Origin of the sequence: Streptomyces sp. NPDC048416 (assembly GCF_043200435.1) — a bacterium.
In the GTDB taxonomy this organism is placed as follows: Bacteria; Actinomycetota; Actinomycetes; order Streptomycetales; family Streptomycetaceae; genus Streptomyces.
The window spans coordinates 45,419-62,607 of record NZ_JBICXU010000035.1 but is presented as its reverse complement, the minus strand read 5'-3'; the positions used below and the strand labels follow the sequence as shown (position 1 = coordinate 62,607).

Sequence of the window (17,189 nt, the reverse complement as noted above, 5' to 3'; positions counted from 1 at the left end):
GGTGGGGTGGGGATCTTCTCGACGGGGGAGGAGGAGGTGATACGTCACCGAGTCCGAGGCTCCGGCACTCACCGGGGCCTGGTGCAAAAGGGAGCAGCTCCGCGTTGAGGCGGAGCGATCCGGGAACGGAGTTCTGCGTGGACATCGTCGTCAAGGGCCGCAAGACCGAGGTGCCCGAGCGGTTCCGCAAGCACGTGGCCGAGAAGCTGAAGCTGGAGAAGATCCAGAAGCTCGACGGCAAGGTAATCAGCCTCGACGTCGAGGTGTCCAAGGAACACAACCCGCGGCAGGCGGACCGTTCGGACCGGGTGGAGATCACCCTCCACTCGCGGGGACCGGTCATCCGCGCGGAGGCGGCGGCGGCAGACCCCTACGCGGCGCTCGACCTGGCGACCGGCAAGCTGGAGGCGCGGCTGCGCAAGCAGCACGACAAGCGGTACACGCGCCGCGGCAACGGCCGGCTCTCGGCCGCCGAGGTCGTCGACGCCGTGCCGGGCGTGGCGCAGTTGAACGGAAACGGCGAGCTCGTGGGCACTTCCGAGGAAGAGCACATTCCCACCACCAGGATCGGCTCGCTCGAAGTCCAGGGCGAAGGACCGCTGGTGGTCCGCGAGAAGACGCACACCGCGGCACCCGTGACGCTCGACCAGGCGCTCTACGAGATGGAGCTGGTCGGGCACGACTTCTATCTCTTCGTCGACTCCGAGACGAAGCAGCCCAGTGTCGTCTACCGGCGGCACGCCTACGACTACGGCGTCATCCACCTGGAGACCGACCCGCTCGCCGGTGAGGACGCGAGCGGCGCCGGCGGTGCCCTGGGCGGCTGATCCCAGCCAAGAACGTCCCCGGGCAAACCCGCTGGCCGGCGCGTTGAACGCCTGCGGACGGCGTGCCGTACCAACGAATGTGGTGCCCCTGGAGCGCTTGTGCGCCCCCAGGGGCACCACCGTGCGACCACTGGATCACCTTTCTGTCGGCCGGGCATGAAATCATGGCGTCGCACGCCAACCGCAGCTCTCCGGAACGTGGTTGGTGCAGCACACCAACTCGGGCCACGGCCTTCAGGGGGAGGAACGATGGCGGACAGCTTCGGGCCGGTGCATGACGGTTCCCGTGCCGACAGCCCGAACGGTGGGGAGTGCGAGAGCGGCATGGGCGCGGGAGGCTCCCGCAAGGAGCCGATCCGGGTCCTCGTGGTGGACGACCACGCCCTCTTCCGCCGGGGCCTTGAGATCGTGCTGGCCGCCGAGGAGGACATCCAGGTCGTCGGCGAGGCCGGGGACGGCGCGGAAGCGGTGGACAAGGCGGCCGACCTGTTGCCGGACATCGTGCTGATGGACGTGCGGATGCCCCGGCGCGGCGGCATTGAGGCCTGCACCTCGATCAAGGAGGTGGCCCCCAGCGCGAAGATCATCATGTTGACGATCAGCGACGAGGAGGCCGACCTCTACGACGCGATCAAGGCGGGTGCGACCGGATATCTCCTCAAGGAGATCTCCACCGACGAGGTGGCGACCGCGATCCGGGCGGTGGCCGACGGGCAGTCGCAGATCAGCCCCTCGATGGCGTCCAAACTGCTCACCGAGTTCAAGTCGATGATCCAGCGCACCGACGAGCGGCGCCTGGTGCCGGCGCCCCGGCTCACCGACCGTGAGCTGGAGGTCCTGAAGCTCGTCGCCACGGGGATGAACAACCGCGACATCGCCAAGCAGCTGTTCATCTCCGAGAACACCGTGAAGAACCATGTGCGCAACATCCTGGAGAAGCTGCAGCTGCACTCCAGGATGGAGGCGGTGGTCTACGCGATGCGCGAGAAGATTCTGGAGATCAGGTAGATCCCCTGGATCCTCTGGATCCCCGCAGCCAAGTCGGCCCCTTGGGCGGATCCCCGCCGGCAGGTAGGCCCCTTGGGCAGATCCCCGCAGGCAGGTAGGCCCCTGAGGGGCGGGCGGTCCTCCGGAGATCAGGCCCCCGGAGGGACAGGCCCCCGGAGGGACAGGCCCCCGGAGATCAGGTGGCAAGCGCCGCGGTGAGCGCCGTCGCCTCCTGGGGTGTCCCGGCCCGCTCGATCCGTACGGCGTCGCAGCCCACCCACTGGGCCGCCTCAAGCAAGGCCTGGGCCATGGGCCCGACGGCCTTCGGCGAGGCCAGCGAGACCTGCTTGGCGACCAGGGTGCGGCCCTCGCGCGCCGGATCGACCCGGCCCATCAGCCGGCCGCCGGAGAGCAGCGGCATCGCGAAGTACCCGTGGATCCGCTTGGGTTTGGGAACGTACGCCTCCAGGCGGTGGGCGAAGCCGAAGATGCGCTCCGTGCGGGCACGCTCCCAGACCAGCGAGTCGAACGGCGAGAGCAGGGTGGTGCGGTGGCGGCCGCGCGGCGGGGTGGCCAGCGCCTGAGGGTCCGCCCAGGCGGGCTTGGACCAGCCCTGCACGGTGACCGGGACCAGGCCCGAATCGGCGACCACCGCGTCGAACTGCTCGCCCTTGAGGCGGTGGTAGTCCGCGATGTCCGCCCGGGTGCCGACCCCGAGCGACTGTCCCGCGAGCCGCACGAGGCGGCGCAGACACTCGGCGTCGTCCAGGTCGTCGTGGAGCAGCGGTTCCGGAATGGCGCGCTCGGCCAGGTCGTACACCCGCTTCCAGCCGCGCCGCTCGGTGCAGACCACCTCGCCGTACATCAGTGCGCGCTCGACGGCGATCTTGGAGGCCGACCAGTCCCACCACTCGCCCTTGTTCTTGGCGCCGCCCAAGTCCGTTGCGGTGAGCGGGCCTTCGGTGCGCAGCTGCTTGACGACCTGCTCGTAGACGCCGTCCGGCAGGTCGTGGTTCCACTGCGGCCGTGCGCGGTAGGCACGGCGGCGGAAGGCGAAGTGCGGCCACTCCTCGACGGGCAGGATGCAGGCCGCGTGCGACCAGTACTCGAAGGCGTGGCCGTCGCTCCAGTAGGCGTCCTCGACGGTCTTGCGGCCGACCGCGCCGAGACGTGCGTACGCGACGAGTTCGTGCGAGCGGGCGAGCACGGAGATCGTGTCGAGCTGGACCGCGCCGAGGTGGCGCAGCACCCCGCGCACCCCGCCCCTGCGGTCGGCCGCGCCGAGCATGCCTTGGGCGCGCAGGGCGATCCGACGGGCTTCGTCGGCGGACAGTTCGACGGCGGGAAGCGGCAGGCTGGTCATGCTCCGCACGATAGTGGCCACCACTGACAACGCTGGGCGAGGGTCAACTCCGCGCGGCCGCAAGGCTGTCGTGCCCGCGGGACACGGCCCTCAGTCCCGCGGGCGGACGGCGGTCGGCCCCGCCGGCACGCGATGCGGCGCGGCTCCGGAGGAGGGCGTTCGGCCTGGCTCGGCGGACGGCGATCGGCCCGCCGGCCCGCGATGCTCAGGCCCGCGCCGGCAGGTGGGGCAGGGTGCCGGGCAGGTCCAGGTCCGAGGGAAGCAGGGCGCCGATCCAGGTGTCGCGGCGGGTGCCCTTGTTGGCGGTGCCCGCGCGCAAGGTGCCCTCCATGGCGAACCCGGCCCGCTCGGCGACGGCCCGCGACGCCGTGTTGCCGACCTCGGCCCGCCATCCAAGACGGTCGATCCCGACCTCCGTGAAGGCCCAGTGGGCGAGCCGCAGCAGGGCCTCCGTCACATAGCCGTGTCCGCGGTGCGCGGCCGCGGCCCAGAACCCGATCTCGGCGGCGCCCCGGCCGCGCACCATGACCCCCATGACGGCGAGCAGCGGACCGCCGTCCCTGGGGAAGATCGCGAAGCAGTACTCGGTGCCGTTCTCCCAGGACTGCGGCGCGATCTCCCCGGCGAAGGTTTCGGCGTCGGAGCGCGTGTAAGGCGAGGGGACGGTCGTCCAGCGCTGGATCGCCGGGTCCTGGACGGCCTGGTGGACCTCGTCGATGTCCTGGGGGCCGAGCGGGCGCAGAAGGAGGCGTTCGGAGGTGAGCGTGACGGGTTCCATCAGCCGATTCTGCGCGGGGCCGGCCCCGCCGAGCCACCCCATTTCGTCCCCAGCCCGGCACCTTCGGGGAGTCCTGTCCGTTGTCGTAACAGCAGACCTCCCGGCGCGGCCGGGTCCTCGCATACGATGACCGTTGCTGTATCCACACCCATAGCCACTCGACCGCGCCAGGCCCGACCGGCAAGGAGACCAACCCCCGTGTCCGTCCTCTCAAAGATCATGCGTGCAGGCGAAGGCAAGATCCTGCGCAAGCTGCACCGCATCGCGGACCAGGTCAACTCCATCGAAGAGGACTTCGTCAACCTCTCCGACGCCGAGCTGCGAGCCCTCACCGACGAGTACAAGCAGCGGTACGCCGACGGCGAGAGCCTGGACGACCTGCTCCCCGAAGCCTTCGCGACCGTGCGTGAGGCCGCCAAGCGCGTCCTCGGCCAGCGTCATTACGACGTCCAGATGATGGGTGGCGCCGCCCTGCACCTCGGCTATGTCGCCGAGATGAAGACCGGTGAGGGCAAGACCCTCGTCGGCACGCTGCCGGCCTACCTCAACGCGCTGTCCGGCAAGGGCGTGCACCTGATCACGGTCAACGACTACCTGGCCGAGCGCGACTCCGAGATGATGGGCCGGGTGCACAAGTTCCTCGGTCTTGAGGTCGGCTGCATCCTCGCCAACATGTCGCCCGCCGAGCGTCGCGCCCAGTACGCCTGTGACATCACGTACGGCACGAACAACGAGTTCGGCTTCGACTACCTGCGCGACAACATGGCGTGGTCCCAGGACGAGCTCGTCCAGCGCGGCCACAACTTCGCGATCGTCGACGAGGTCGACTCGATCCTGGTCGACGAGGCCCGTACGCCGCTGATCATCTCCGGCCCGGCCGACCAGGCCACCAAGTGGTACGGCGACTTTGCCAAGCTGGTGACGCGCCTGACCAAGGGCGAGCCGGGCAACCCGCTGAAGGGCATCGAGGAGACCGGCGACTACGAGGTCGACGAGAAGAAGCGCACCGTCGCCATCCACGAGCCGGGCGTCGCCAAGGTCGAGGACTGGCTGGGCATCGACAACCTCTACGAGTCGGTGAACACCCCGCTCGTCGGCTACCTGAACAACGCCATCAAGGCGAAGGAACTGTTCAAGAAGGACAAGGACTACGTCGTCATGGACGGCGAAGTCATGATCGTCGACGAGCACACCGGCCGTATCCTCGCCGGCCGCCGCTACAACGAGGGCATGCACCAGGCGATCGAGGCGAAGGAAGGGGTGGACATCAAGGACGAGAACCAGACGCTCGCCACGATCACCCTTCAGAACTTCTTCCGCCTCTACAAGCGGCACGACCAGCAGGACAAGGAAGAGCCCGGCCTGTCGGGCATGACCGGCACGGCGATGACCGAGGCCGCGGAGTTCCACCAGATCTACAAGCTGGGCGTCGTCCCGATCCCGACCAACCGGCCGATGGTCCGCAAGGACCAGTCCGACCTGATCTACCGCACCGAGGTCGCCAAGTTCGAGGCGGTCGTCGACGACATCGCGGAGAAGCACGAGAAGGGCCAGCCGATCCTGGTCGGCACCACCTCGGTCGAGAAGTCCGAGTACCTCTCGCAGCAGCTCTCCAAGCGCGGCATCCAGCACGAGGTGCTCAACGCCAAGCAGCACGACCGGGAGGCGACCATCGTCGCCCAGGCCGGCCGCAAGGGCGCCGTCACCGTCGCCACCAACATGGCCGGCCGAGGCACCGACATCAAGCTCGGTGGCAACCCGGACGACCTCGCCGAGGCGGAGCTGCGCCAGGCGGGTCTCGACCCGGTCGAGCACGTCGAGGAGTGGGCCGCCGCGCTGCCCGCCGCCCTGGAGAAGGCCGAGCAGGCCGTCAAGGCCGAGTTCGAAGAGGTCAAGGAGCTCGGCGGTCTGTACGTGCTCGGCACCGAGCGCCACGAGTCGCGCCGCATCGACAACCAGCTGCGCGGCCGCTCCGGCCGTCAGGGCGACCCGGGCGAGTCCCGCTTCTACCTGTCGCTCGGCGACGACCTGATGCGCCTGTTCAAGGCCGCGATGGTCGAGCGCGTCATGGCGATGGCCAACGTGCCGGACGACGTGCCGATCGAGAACAAGATGGTGACGCGCGCGATCGCGTCCGCCCAGTCGCAGGTCGAGCAGCAGAACTTCGAGACCCGTAAGAACGTCCTGAAGTACGACGAGGTGCTGAACCGTCAGCGCGAGGTCATCTACGGCGAGCGCCGCCGCGTCCTTGAGGGCGAGGACCTGCACGAGCAGGTCAGGCACTTCATGGACGACACGATCGACGCGTACATCCAGGCCGAGACGGTCGAGGGCTTCGCCGAGGAGTGGGACCTGGACCGGCTGTGGGGCGCCTTCAAGCAGCTCTACCCGGTGAAGGTCACCGTGGAGGAGCTGGAGGACGCGGCGGGCGACCGGGCCGGCATCACCGCCGAGTTCATCGCCGAGTCCGTCAAGGACGACATCTACGAGCAGTACGCCGCGCGTGAGGAGCAGCTGGGCTCCGACATCATGCGTGAGCTGGAGCGCCGCGTGGTCCTCTCGGTCCTCGACCGCAAGTGGCGCGAGCACCTGTACGAGATGGACTACCTCCAGGAGGGCATCGGCCTGCGGGCCATGGCGCAGAAGGACCCGCTGGTGGAGTACCAGCGCGAGGGCTTCGACATGTTCAACGCCATGATGGAGGGCATCAAGGAGGAGTCGGTCGGCTACCTGTTCAACCTGGAGGTCCAGGTCGAGCAGCAGGTCGAGGAGGTCCCGGTCGTCGACGCGCCCGCCGACGCCCCCTCGCTCACCAAGGAGGACATCCCGGCCGCGCGTCCGGAGATCCGGGCCAAGGGCCTGGACGCCCCGCAGCGCCCGGACCGGCTGCACTTCTCGGCGCCGACGGTGGACGGCGAGGGCGGCATCATCGAGGGCGACTTCGACAACGGTGACGACGAGCCGGTCCGCTCCGAGGGCGACGGCCTGACCCGCGCCGAGCGCCGCAAGGCGCAGAAGACCACGGGTGGGCGCCGCCGCAAGAAGTAGGCGTTAGTACGCGATCGAGGGCCCGGCACGGGAAGGTGCCGGGCCTTCGCCGTGCCGTGGGCGGACGGGCGCGGGGCCGTGCCCACCGCCGTTCCGCCCACGGCGGGCGCGACCGGCAGCTCCGGGTGCCCTACAGGCGCGCGGGAACCCGCTTGCTCGGCCACGCAGGGTCCGCAGCCGGGCTTCTGTAGCCCAGCGGCGCGTGGCTGTGGCGCGCGCGTGTGGTTACACCGGTACGCGTTCCCCGCCCAGCTCCACCGCCGCGCAGCGCCAGCGCAGGTCCGCGCCGCGCTCCAGGCGGAAGGCCATGGCGCGCACCTGGCCGCCCGCCGCGATGCAGGCGGCGGCCTCGACGATCCCGCGGTCCAGCGGGGCCGCGCGGCAGGACCGTACGACGGGACGGGTGCCTCGCGTACGGAAGGGCGTGCGCGGGGCGAGCCGCACCAACTGCTCGTATGCGTCCCCCACGGTCAGGCCCAGCATCCAGTGCACCGGGCGTTCGCCGCTGAGTACGGCGAGCAGCTTCTGCGCGAACAGCTCGTGCGGAGCCAGCCGCTGGGGCCGCCCGCTTCCGGTGCTGCCGGGCCTGCGCTGATCGCCGCGTCCCGCCGGCCCGGTCGTGGTCCTGCTCATGGCTGCCGCCCCCTTCAATACCAGTGGGTAACCTCTGCTGGGGATCTTGTACGGGGCGGGCGGGAACGGCCGCAAGGAGCGGGACTCGGGTGCCGCGGGGCCGCGATGATTCACCTATCCGGGCGATCGGGTGGTCCGTCTTCGCAGGTGGGAGCCGTTCGGGCGGGCTCGGCGGGAGAGAGGCGCCGAACGGGCACCGGCACCTCGAAGGGGGACTCCCGCGCGTATCCTGAACCCGTCTCCCGGCCCCGATGAGACGACGAGAAGAGAGCGGTCTGTCATGCGCGTGTACGTACCCCTGACCATCTCCGGTCTCGCGACGGCGCACCGTACGGGGGAGCTCGGCCCCGGCCCGCTCACCGCCTACGCCGTCACGCCCGGCTTGCGCGAGTGGTACGTCTCGGACGACATCGAGGAGCTGGAGTACGCGGCCCTGAGCCGGGCCGCGGCCGCCTCGCTGCGGCTGCTCGCCGGAGAGCCGGGCACGGCCAGGCGCCGCGTCGTGATCGCCGCCGACGTGCCGGACGGCGCCGCGGCCGCCGACCCGGACAGCGCACTGGACGCGAGCTCGGTGGGCGAGGTGCGGATCGCCTCGGCGGTGGCGCTGGCCAAGGCGGCCGCCGTCCACGTGGACGCCGAGGACGCGGTCGCCGACGTGACGGCGGCTGCGGACGCGCTCGGCGCCGCCGACCACGGCGACGACGACGCCCAGTTCGTCGTGGACGGGGCCGAGGACCACGAACTGCTGTGGTTCGGCGTGCAGGAGATCCCCAACCTCATCGCCTGACTCCGCGCCTGCCCCCGACCCCCTCCGACCCCCGCCGGGTCCGCCGCCGGACCCCCTCTGACCTGCGCATACGGGCGGCCATGGTCGATTGTCAGTGGGGCTAGGTACCTTTTTGGCATGGGGAACGGCAGGCAGCAGACGGTGAAGCGCCCGGCGCATCTGGTCTGGGACTGGAACGGCACACTGCTCGACGACATCGCGACGGTCATCGAGGCGACCAACGCCGCCTTCGCGCACATCGGCCTTGAGCCGATCACGCTGGAGCGGTACCGCGATCTGTACTGCGTGCCGATACCGCTGTTCTACCAGCGGCTGATGGGGCGCCTGCCCACGGACGACGAGTGGCTGGTCATGGACGCGGCCTTCCACGAGCAGTACTGGGCACGCGCGGATTCCTGCGGGCTCACCGCGGGCGCCGCGGAGCTCCTTGCCGCGCGCTGGACGGCCGGTCTCAGCCAGTCCCTGCTGTCCATGGCGCCGCACGAACACCTGGTGCCCATCGTGCGGCGGCACGGCATCACCGAGCACTTCCTGCGCGTCGACGGACGTACCGGGCCCTCGCACGGCAGCAAGGCCGAGCACATGGTGCGCCACCTGACCGCGCTGCGCGCGGCGGACCCGGAGATATCCGGCGAGCGGATCGTCGTGATCGGGGACGCGGTGGACGACGCGGTGGCCGCGGCCGCCGTGGGCGCACGGGCCGTGCTGTTCACCGGCGGCTCGCACAGCCGGGCCGGCCTCGCGGTCGCGGGCGTCCCGGTCGTCGACACCCTCACGGAGGCGGTGGCGGTGGCCGAGGAGCTGGTGGGCTGAGGGCTGAGGGCGGCCGTCCGCGCACCCCGTCGGACGTGCCCACGGACGCGAGGCCGGTTCCGGACGTCACGTCGCTGTCCAGACTGTCAAACTTCGGGCCCAGCTTTTGTACACATAAGGCTCATGACGGTTCGGGGGGAAGGGGCGATAGCCTTGTCCCGTGATCAGCGCGATATGCCGCGGAGGCACTGATGCCTCTGCCCTGCGCCCGGAGCGCCACCGTGCCCGGGCAGTCGCTGATTCCCTCCGCCCGGAAACAAGCCCCGAAGCCACAAAATTGGCCGGTATGCGCCCGGGTATCTCTCATCGCGGCATAGCGTCGACTCCGACCGGACACCCCGCGTCGTGGCGTTGCGTCGCTTCTTTCCCCTACGTCACGCAACGGCGCGCGACAGGAGCCAGAGGACATGCAGACCAAGCTGGACGAAGCCAAGGCCGAGCTGCTCGCACGGGCGGCCCGGGTAGCTGAGAACAGCCCGGCCGGGGGGCCCGGAGCCCTGGGGGACACCCCCAGGAGCGACCGGGCGGCCACGACCGAGGCCACGAGCGAGGAAGGTCCCGACCAGGGCGTCCTCCTCGGATACCTCCAGCGCTACTACCTGCACACCGCACCCGAGGACCTGGCCGACCGCGACCCGGTCGACGTCTTCGGCGCAGCGCTCTCCCACTACCGCCTCGCGGAGAACCGGCCGCAGGGCACCGCCAACGTCCGGGTGCACACCCCGACCGTCGAGGAGAACGGCTGGACCTGCAGCCACTCCGTCGTCGAGGTCGTCACCGACGACATGCCCTTCCTGGTCGACTCGGTCACCAACGAGCTGTCCCGGCAGGGCCGCGGCATCCATGTGGTGATCCACCCGCAGGTGGTCGTGCGCCGCGACCTGACCGGCAAGCTCATCGAGGTCCTGGACACCGGGGCCCAGACCGCAGAGCTGCCGCACGACGCGCTCACCGAGTCCTGGATCCACGTCGAGATCGACCGTGAGACCGACCGGGCCGACCTGAAGCAGATCACCGCCGATCTGCGCCGCGTCCTGTCCGACGTACGGGAAGCCGTCGAGGACTGGGAGAAGATGCGCGACGCCGCGCTGCGCATCGCCGACGAGCTCCCCAAGGAGCCCAAGGCCGGTGACCTGCTCGACGAGGACATCGACGAGGCCCGCGAACTGCTGCGCTGGCTCTCCACCGACCACTTCACCTTCCTCGGCTACCGCGAGTACCAGCTGACCGACGACGACTCGCTGTCCGCCGTCCCCGGCACCGGGCTCGGCATCCTGCGCTCCGACCCGAAGCACGGCGAGGACGACGCCCACCCCGTCTCGCCGTCCTTCAGCCGGCTGCCCGCCGACGCCCGCGCCAAGGCCCGCGAGCACAAGCTGCTCGTGCTGACCAAGGCCAACAGCCGCTCCACCGTGCACCGCCCGTCCTACCTCGACTACGTCGGCGTGAAGAAGTTCGACGAGCAGGGCAACGTGATCGGCGAGCGCCGCTTCCTCGGCCTGTTCTCCTCGGCCGCGTACACCGAGTCGGTGCGCCGGGTGCCGGTCGTGCGCCGCAAGGTCCAGGAAGTCCTCAAGGGCGCCGGCTTCTCGCCCAACAGCCACGACGGCCGCGACCTGCTCCAGATCATGGAGACCTACCCGCGCGACGAGCTGTTCCAGACCCCCGCCGACCAGCTGCGCTCCATCGTGACGTCGGTGCTCTACCTCCAGGAGCGGCGCCGGCTGCGGCTCTACCTGCGCCAGGACGAGTACGGCCGCTACTACTCGGCGCTGGTCTACCTGCCGCGCGACCGCTACACCACGGGCGTACGGCTGCGGCTCATCGACATCCTCAAGGAGGAGCTCGGCGGCACCAGCGTCGACTTCACCGCCTGGAACACCGAGTCGATCCTGTCCCGGCTCCACTTCGTGGTCCGTGTCCCGGCCGGCACCGAGCTCGCCGAGCTCACCGACGCCGACTCCGAGCGCATCGAGGCCCGCCTGGTCGATGCCGCCCGCTCCTGGGCCGACGGCTTCTCCGACGCGCTGAACGCCGAGTGCGGCGAGGAGCGCGCCGCCGAGCTGCTGCGCCGCTACGGACACGCCTTCCCCGAGGGCTACAAGGCCGACCACTCGCCGCGCGCCGCGGTCGCCGACCTCGTACACCTGGAGCAACTGACCCACGGGCGCCGGGACTTCGCGCTCTCCCTGTACGAGCCGGTCGGCGCCGCACCCGGCGAGCGCCGCTTCAAGATCTACCGGATCGGCGAGCAGGTCTCCCTGTCCGCGGTGCTCCCGGTGCTCCAGCGCCTGGGCGTCGAGGTCACCGACGAGCGCCCCTACGAGCTGCGCTGCGCCGACCGCACCCACGCCTGGATCTACGACTTCGGCCTGCGTATGCCGAAGAAGACCGACGGCGCCGGGGACTATCTCGCCGACGACGCCCGCGAGCGCTTCCAGGAAGCCTTCGCCGCCACCTGGACCGGCGCCGCCGAGAACGACGGCTTCAACTCCCTGGTGCTGCGCGCCGGCCTCAACTGGCGCCAGGCGATGGTGCTGCGCGCCTACGCCAAGTACCTGCGCCAGGCCGGCTCCACCTTCAGCCAGGACTACATGGAGGACACCCTCCGCGACAACGTCCACACCACCCGGCTGCTGGTCTCGCTCTTCGAGGCACGGCTCTCGCCGGAGCGCCAGAAGGCCGGCACCGAGCTCATCGACGGCCTCCTCGAAGAGCTCGACGGAGCCCTCGACCAGGTCGCGAGCCTGGACGAGGACCGCATCCTGCGCTCCTTCCTCACCGTCATCAAGGCGACGCTGCGCACCAACTACTGGCAGAAGAACGCCGAAGGCAAGCCCCACGCGTACGTCTCGATGAAGTTCGACCCGCAGGCGATCCCCGACCTGCCCGCGCCCCGCCCGCAGTTCGAGATCTGGGTGTACTCGCCGCGCGTCGAGGGCGTCCACCTGCGCTTCGGCAAGGTCGCCCGAGGCGGCCTTCGCTGGTCCGACCGCCGTGAGGACTTCCGCACCGAAATCCTGGGCCTGGTCAAGGCGCAGATGGTGAAGAACACCGTCATCGTGCCGGTCGGCGCCAAGGGCGGTTTCGTCGCCAAGCAGCTCCCCGACCCGTCGGTGGACCGCGACGCCTGGCTCGCCGAGGGCATCGCGAGCTACAAGACGTTCATCTCGGCGCTGCTCGACATCACCGACAACCTGGTGGCGGGCGAGGTCGTCCCGCCGGCCGACGTGGTCCGCCACGACGAGGACGACACCTACCTGGTGGTCGCCGCCGACAAGGGCACCGCGACGTTCTCGGACATCGCCAACGACGTGGCGATCAGCTACAACTTCTGGCTCGGTGACGCCTTCGCCTCCGGCGGCTCCGCCGGCTACGACCACAAGGGCATGGGCATCACCGCCCGCGGCGCCTGGGAGTCCGTCAAGCGGCACTTCCGCGAGCTCGGCCACGACACGCAGAGCGAGGACTTCACGGTCGTCGGCGTCGGCGACATGTCGGGCGACGTCTTCGGCAACGGCATGCTGCTCTCCGAGCACATCCGTCTGATCGCGGCCTTCGACCACCGGCACATCTTCATCGACCCGAAGCCGGACGCGGCGGTCTCCTACGCCGAGCGCCGCCGCCTGTACGACCTGCCGCGCTCCAGCTGGGCCGACTACAACAAGGAACTGCTCTCGGCGGGCGGCGGCATCCACCCCCGCACCGCCAAGTCGATCCCGCTGAACGCGCACGTCCGTGAAGCCCTCGGCATCGAGGCCGGCGTCACCAAGCTGACCCCGGCCGACCTGATGAAGGCGATCCTCAAGGCCCCGGTCGACCTGCTGTGGAACGGCGGCATCGGTACGTATGTGAAGTCGTCGGCGGAGTCCAACGCGGACGTCGGCGACAAGGCCAACGACGCGATCCGCGTCAACGGCGAGGAGCTGCGGGTCAAGGTCGTCGGCGAGGGCGGCAACCTGGGTCTGACCCAGCTCGGCCGGATCGAGTTCGACCGCAAGGGCGGCCCCGACGGCGAGGGCGGCAAGGTCAACACCGACGCCATCGACAACAGCGCGGGCGTGGACACCTCCGACCACGAGGTGAACATCAAGATCCTGCTCAACGGGCTCGTCACCGACGGCGACATGACCGTCAAGCAGCGCAACAAGATCCTCGCGGCGATGACCGACGAGGTCGGCCACCTGGTGCTGCGCAACAACTACGCGCAGAACGTGGCGCTGGCCAACGCGGTCGCCCAGTCGCCTTCGCTGCTCCACGCCCACCAGCGCTTCATGCGCCGCCTGGGCCGCGACGGACACCTGGACCGGGCGATCGAGTTCCTGCCCAACGACCGCCAGATCCGCGAGCTCCTGAACAGCGGCAAGGGGCTCAGCCAGCCCGAGCTCGCCGTGCTGCTCGCCTACACCAAGATCACGGTGGCCGAGGAGCTGATCCACACCGTTCTGCCGGACGACCCGCACCTGGCCGAGCTGCTGCACGCCTACTTCCCGCAGGAGCTCCGCGAGAAGTTCACCGAGGCGGTCGACGGGCACGCGCTGCGCCGCGAGATCATCACCACGGTGCTGGTCAACGACACCGTCAACATCGGTGGTTCGACCTTCCTGCACCGGCTCCGCGAGGAGACCGGGGCGTCGCTCGAGGAGATCGTGCGGGCGCACGCCGCGGCCCGCGAGATCTTCGGCGTGAACGCGGTCTGGGACGCCGTCGAGGCGCTGGACAACAAGGTCGACGCCGAGGTCCAGACCCGCATCCGGCTGCACTCGCGCCGCCTGGTGGAGCGCGGCACCCGCTGGCTGCTCAACAACCGGCCGCAGCCCCTCCAGATCGCCGAGACGATCGAGGACTTCTCGGCCGGTGTCGCCCAGGTCTGGGACGCGCTGACGGGTCTGCTGCGGGGCGCCGACCTGGAGTGGCACCAGGGCATCCTGGACGAGCTGATGGGCGTGGGCGTGCCGGAGGACCTGGCACGCCGGGTCGCCGGGTTCTCCTCGGCCTTCCCCGCGCTCGACATCGTGGCCATCGCGGCCCGTACCGGCAAGGAGCCGCTGGAGGTCGCCGAGGTCTACTACGACCTGGCCGACCGGCTGCGCATCACCCAGCTCCTCGACCGGATCATCGAGCTGCCGCGGGCCGACCGCTGGCAGTCGATGGCGCGTGCCGCCATCCGCGAGGACCTGTTCGCGGCACACGCCGGCCTGACCCAGGACGTCCTGTCGGCCGGCAACGACGCCAGCTCGCCGGAGGAGCGCTTCAAGGCGTGGGAGGAGAAGAACGCGGCGATCCTGGGGCGTGCGCGCACGACCCTGGAGGAGATCCAGTCCTCCGACGCGTTCGACCTCGCGAACCTCTCGGTGGCGATGCGGACCATGCGGACGCTGCTGCGTACGCACAGCTGAGCACGCACGGCTGAGCACGCACGGCTGAGCACGCACAGCTGAGTACGCCCAGCTGAGTACCGTGAGCATCTGAAAGGGGCGTCCACCGCCATGGTGGGCGCCCCTTTCGCGTGCCCCGCGCCGGACGGTGCAGGACGGGCGCGCGCGGCGTCGTACGGCTCCCCGCGAGGAGCGAGCAGCCGAGGAGGTACTGGTCCGGCCTGAGAGGGAGGCTCCCAACGGCCGCTCCTCAGGCGTCCGATGGCCTTGCGTCGCGGCGGCCGGGCTTCGTGGTGCCCGTGACCGTGGTCGCGGACGTCGTGACGGTGGAGGCCCACAGCCTGCGGCAGGAGAGCAGCGCGGCGGCCAGGAGCAGGGCGTTGCGCGCGGCCATGACGGCGGTGCCGAGGGCGGTTCCGGCGATCACCTCGTCGTACAGACAGGGGAAGGCCAGCGCGCTCAACGCGGCGGCGGGGAGCAGGAGATGGGCCACCGGGCGCTGGGTGGTGCGGCCCGATGTGAGGCAGACGGCGGCGAGGCCGAGGAGCCAGACCAGGTACTGGGGGCTGATGACCCGGCTCGTCACCGTGAACAGGAGCACCGCGCACAGCGCCGCGTCCAGCGGCACCGCCACCGTCCATCGCCGGGCGCGTACCCGCCAGAACACCAGCCAGCAGAACGCGAGCACGGTCAGGGCGAGGCTGAGTGCGGCGACGGCCGACACGTACGGGCCGGTGAACTCGATGGCCCCGTACCGGTGGACGACCCGGCCGGGACGGCCCGTGGCGAGGTGGGCGAGCTGGAACGCGGTGCCGCCCAGCGATTCGATCTGGAGGCCCCGGCTGCCCTGCTGACGGGCGAAGTCCAGGGTGTGGTCGAAGGCGAGGACGAGCACGGCGAGCAGGGCGCAGGCCGAGGCGAGGGCGCCGAGCAGGGCGCGGCGGGTGCCGCGGCCCGGCGGGGCACCGACGAGGGTGAGCAGCGGCCACACCTTGACCGTCGCCCCGAGGCCCGCGAGTACGCCGCCGAGCCCGGGTCTGCGGCGCAGCGCGAGCAGGGCGCCCACCGCGAGGGCGGTGACCTGGACGTCGTAGCGGGCGTAGGGGACGTGCAGGAGCAGCGGGAGGCCGCCGACCCACAGCCAGGCGCCGGCCGTGCTGCCGCCGGGCCGGGCGCCGGCCCGGGCCAGGGCGCGGGTGATCAGCGCGTCGCAGCCCACGGTGACGGCGGTGAAGGCCTGGAAGAAGGTGAGGAAGGGAAAGAGGGAGGGGGCGAGGAGGGCCGCGCCCGCGCCCGGCGGGTACTGCCAGGCGGGGTCCCCGAACGGGAAGACGCCCGTGCTGAGCTGGTCGTACCAGCGGCGGTAGAGGACGTACACCTCGCCGCTCACCCCGCCGACGCCGAGCCGGTCGGTGACCAGGAGGTGGAGCATCACCACGCGGGTGGCGAGCCAGCTCGCGACCAGCGCGGCGTACCGGGCCCGGCGGCCGAAGGCACCCGGGTCGGGCGCGGCCGCGGGAGCGGGGATGCGGACCCGGGCGGGTGGCGGCGGCATCTGAGAGGGCGTCATCGCGCGAAGTTTATGCGCGCTTTGTCCAGTTTACGGGGGCGCCGCGACGGGGTGGTTCGGGGGCGCGGTGCGGGGTGGTCCGGGGGCGTGGTGCGGGGCGTGCTGCGGCGCGGTGGGGTGTAGTGCGGCGTGGTGCGGGGCGGTGGGGTGTAGTGCGGCGTGGTGCGGGGCTCCGCGAGCGGGAGGCCCCGCACCATGGGGCGCGGCTACTTCTTCTTCGTGAACTGCTCGTACGCGGCGATCACCTCGGCCGTCGGGCCGTCCATCCGCAGCGTGCCGGACTCCAGCCAGAGCGTCCGCTCGCAGGTCTCCTTGATCGAGTGGTTGCTGTGGCTGACGAGGAAGACCGTGCCGGCCTCCTTGCGGAGCTCGGCGATGCGTTCCTGGCTGCGCCGCTGGAACCGGGCGTCGCCCGTGGCAAGGGCCTCGTCGATCAGCAGGACGTCGTGGTTCTTGGCGGCCGCGATGGAGAAGCGCAGCCGGGCGCCCATGCCGGAGGAGTACGTGCGCATGGGGAGCGAGATGAAGTCGTCCTTCTCGTTGATGCCCGAGAAGTCGACGATGTCGTCGTAGCGCTCGCGCACCTCCTCGCGGGACATGCCCATGGCGAGGGCGCCGAGCGTGACGTTGCGCTCGCCGGTGAGGTCGTTCATCAGCGCCGCGTTCACGCCGAGGAGCGAGGGCTGGCCCTGGGTGTAGATCTTGCCGCGTGCGGTCGGAAGGAGGCCCGCGATCGCCTTGAGGAGAGTCGACTTGCCCGAGCCGTTGGACCCGATCAGGCCGATCGCCTCGCCGCGGCGCGCCACGAAGCTCACGCCCTTGACGGCGTGCACCTCGCGCATGCCGGGGCGCTCCGCGCGGGAGACGATCCGGGTGAGCGCGGCGGTGGCCCCGCCCTTGCTCTTGGAGCCGGCTCCGTTGACCTTGTAGACGATGTGTACGCCGTCGGCGATCACGGTCGGGGTGCCGAGGGGATCCGCCTGGGCTCCCTCGCCCAGGGTCCGC

General features: G+C 70.6%; 11 protein-coding genes. 6 read left to right on the top strand and 5 right to left on the bottom strand.

The window, feature by feature from the left end; translation table 11 throughout:
* Positions 1-137 precede the first annotated feature (137 nt).
* Together hpf and ACGFW5_RS30785 are read left to right on the top strand one after the other, a co-directional pair.
* A complete protein-coding gene (hpf, locus tag ACGFW5_RS30790; protein ID WP_393837597.1) occupies positions 138-827 on the top strand; it encodes a ribosome hibernation-promoting factor, HPF/YfiA family in 690 nt (229 codons plus the stop codon).
* Between the two features lie 249 nt (positions 828-1,076).
* Entirely contained in the window at positions 1,077-1,835 is a 759-nt protein-coding gene (locus tag ACGFW5_RS30785; protein ID WP_393837596.1) for a response regulator, read from the top strand.
* Between the two features lie 175 nt (positions 1,836-2,010).
* Here ACGFW5_RS30785 and ACGFW5_RS30780 read toward each other — a convergent pair whose 3' ends face one another.
* Together ACGFW5_RS30780 and ACGFW5_RS30775 are read right to left on the bottom strand one after the other, a co-directional pair.
* Positions 2,011-3,177, bottom strand: coding sequence for a winged helix-turn-helix domain-containing protein (locus ACGFW5_RS30780; protein ID WP_393837595.1), 1,167 nt, complete (start codon positions 3,175-3,177; stop codon positions 2,011-2,013).
* A gap of 205 nt (positions 3,178-3,382) precedes the next feature.
* A complete protein-coding gene (locus ACGFW5_RS30775) occupies positions 3,383-3,955 on the bottom strand; it encodes a GNAT family N-acetyltransferase (RefSeq protein WP_393837594.1) in 573 nt (190 codons plus the stop codon).
* Between the two features lie 198 nt (positions 3,956-4,153).
* Between ACGFW5_RS30775 and secA the strand changes: the two genes are divergently transcribed.
* The gene (secA, locus tag ACGFW5_RS30770; RefSeq protein ID WP_393837593.1) at positions 4,154-7,003 is read left to right on the top strand and encodes a preprotein translocase subunit SecA; all 2,850 of its coding nucleotides are present in this window, start codon (positions 4,154-4,156) and stop codon (positions 7,001-7,003) included.
* A 225-nt stretch (positions 7,004-7,228) separates the two neighbouring features.
* Here secA and ACGFW5_RS30765 read toward each other — a convergent pair whose 3' ends face one another.
* Positions 7,229-7,636: an Rv3235 family protein gene (locus tag ACGFW5_RS30765; protein ID WP_393837592.1), complete on the bottom strand. Its 408-nt coding sequence runs from the start codon at positions 7,634-7,636 to the stop codon at positions 7,229-7,231.
* Between the two features lie 280 nt (positions 7,637-7,916).
* On the opposite strand from ACGFW5_RS30765, the gene ACGFW5_RS30760 reads away from it, so the two are divergent.
* From ACGFW5_RS30760 to ACGFW5_RS30750, 3 genes are all read left to right on the top strand, one after another.
* Complete coding sequence (locus ACGFW5_RS30760) at positions 7,917-8,423, top strand: DUF6912 family protein (protein ID WP_393837591.1); 507 nt, start codon at positions 7,917-7,919, stop codon at positions 8,421-8,423.
* Between the two features lie 117 nt (positions 8,424-8,540).
* Positions 8,541-9,236, top strand: a complete 696-nt coding sequence (locus ACGFW5_RS30755) for an HAD family hydrolase (protein WP_393837590.1) — start codon at positions 8,541-8,543, stop codon at positions 9,234-9,236.
* A 407-nt stretch (positions 9,237-9,643) separates the two neighbouring features.
* Positions 9,644-14,635, top strand: coding sequence for an NAD-glutamate dehydrogenase (locus tag ACGFW5_RS30750; RefSeq protein ID WP_393837589.1), 4,992 nt, complete (start codon positions 9,644-9,646; stop codon positions 14,633-14,635).
* A 229-nt stretch (positions 14,636-14,864) separates the two neighbouring features.
* On the opposite strand, the gene ACGFW5_RS30745 is transcribed toward ACGFW5_RS30750, so the two are convergent.
* Together ACGFW5_RS30745 and ACGFW5_RS30740 are read right to left on the bottom strand one after the other, a co-directional pair.
* The gene (locus ACGFW5_RS30745) at positions 14,865-16,184 is read right to left on the bottom strand and encodes a glycosyltransferase 87 family protein (RefSeq protein ID WP_393837588.1); all 1,320 of its coding nucleotides are present in this window, start codon (positions 16,182-16,184) and stop codon (positions 14,865-14,867) included.
* Between the two features lie 206 nt (positions 16,185-16,390).
* Positions 16,391-17,182, bottom strand: a complete 792-nt coding sequence (locus tag ACGFW5_RS30740; protein ID WP_393837612.1) for an ABC transporter ATP-binding protein — start codon at positions 17,180-17,182, stop codon at positions 16,391-16,393.
* Positions 17,183-17,189: the final 7 nt, after the last annotated feature.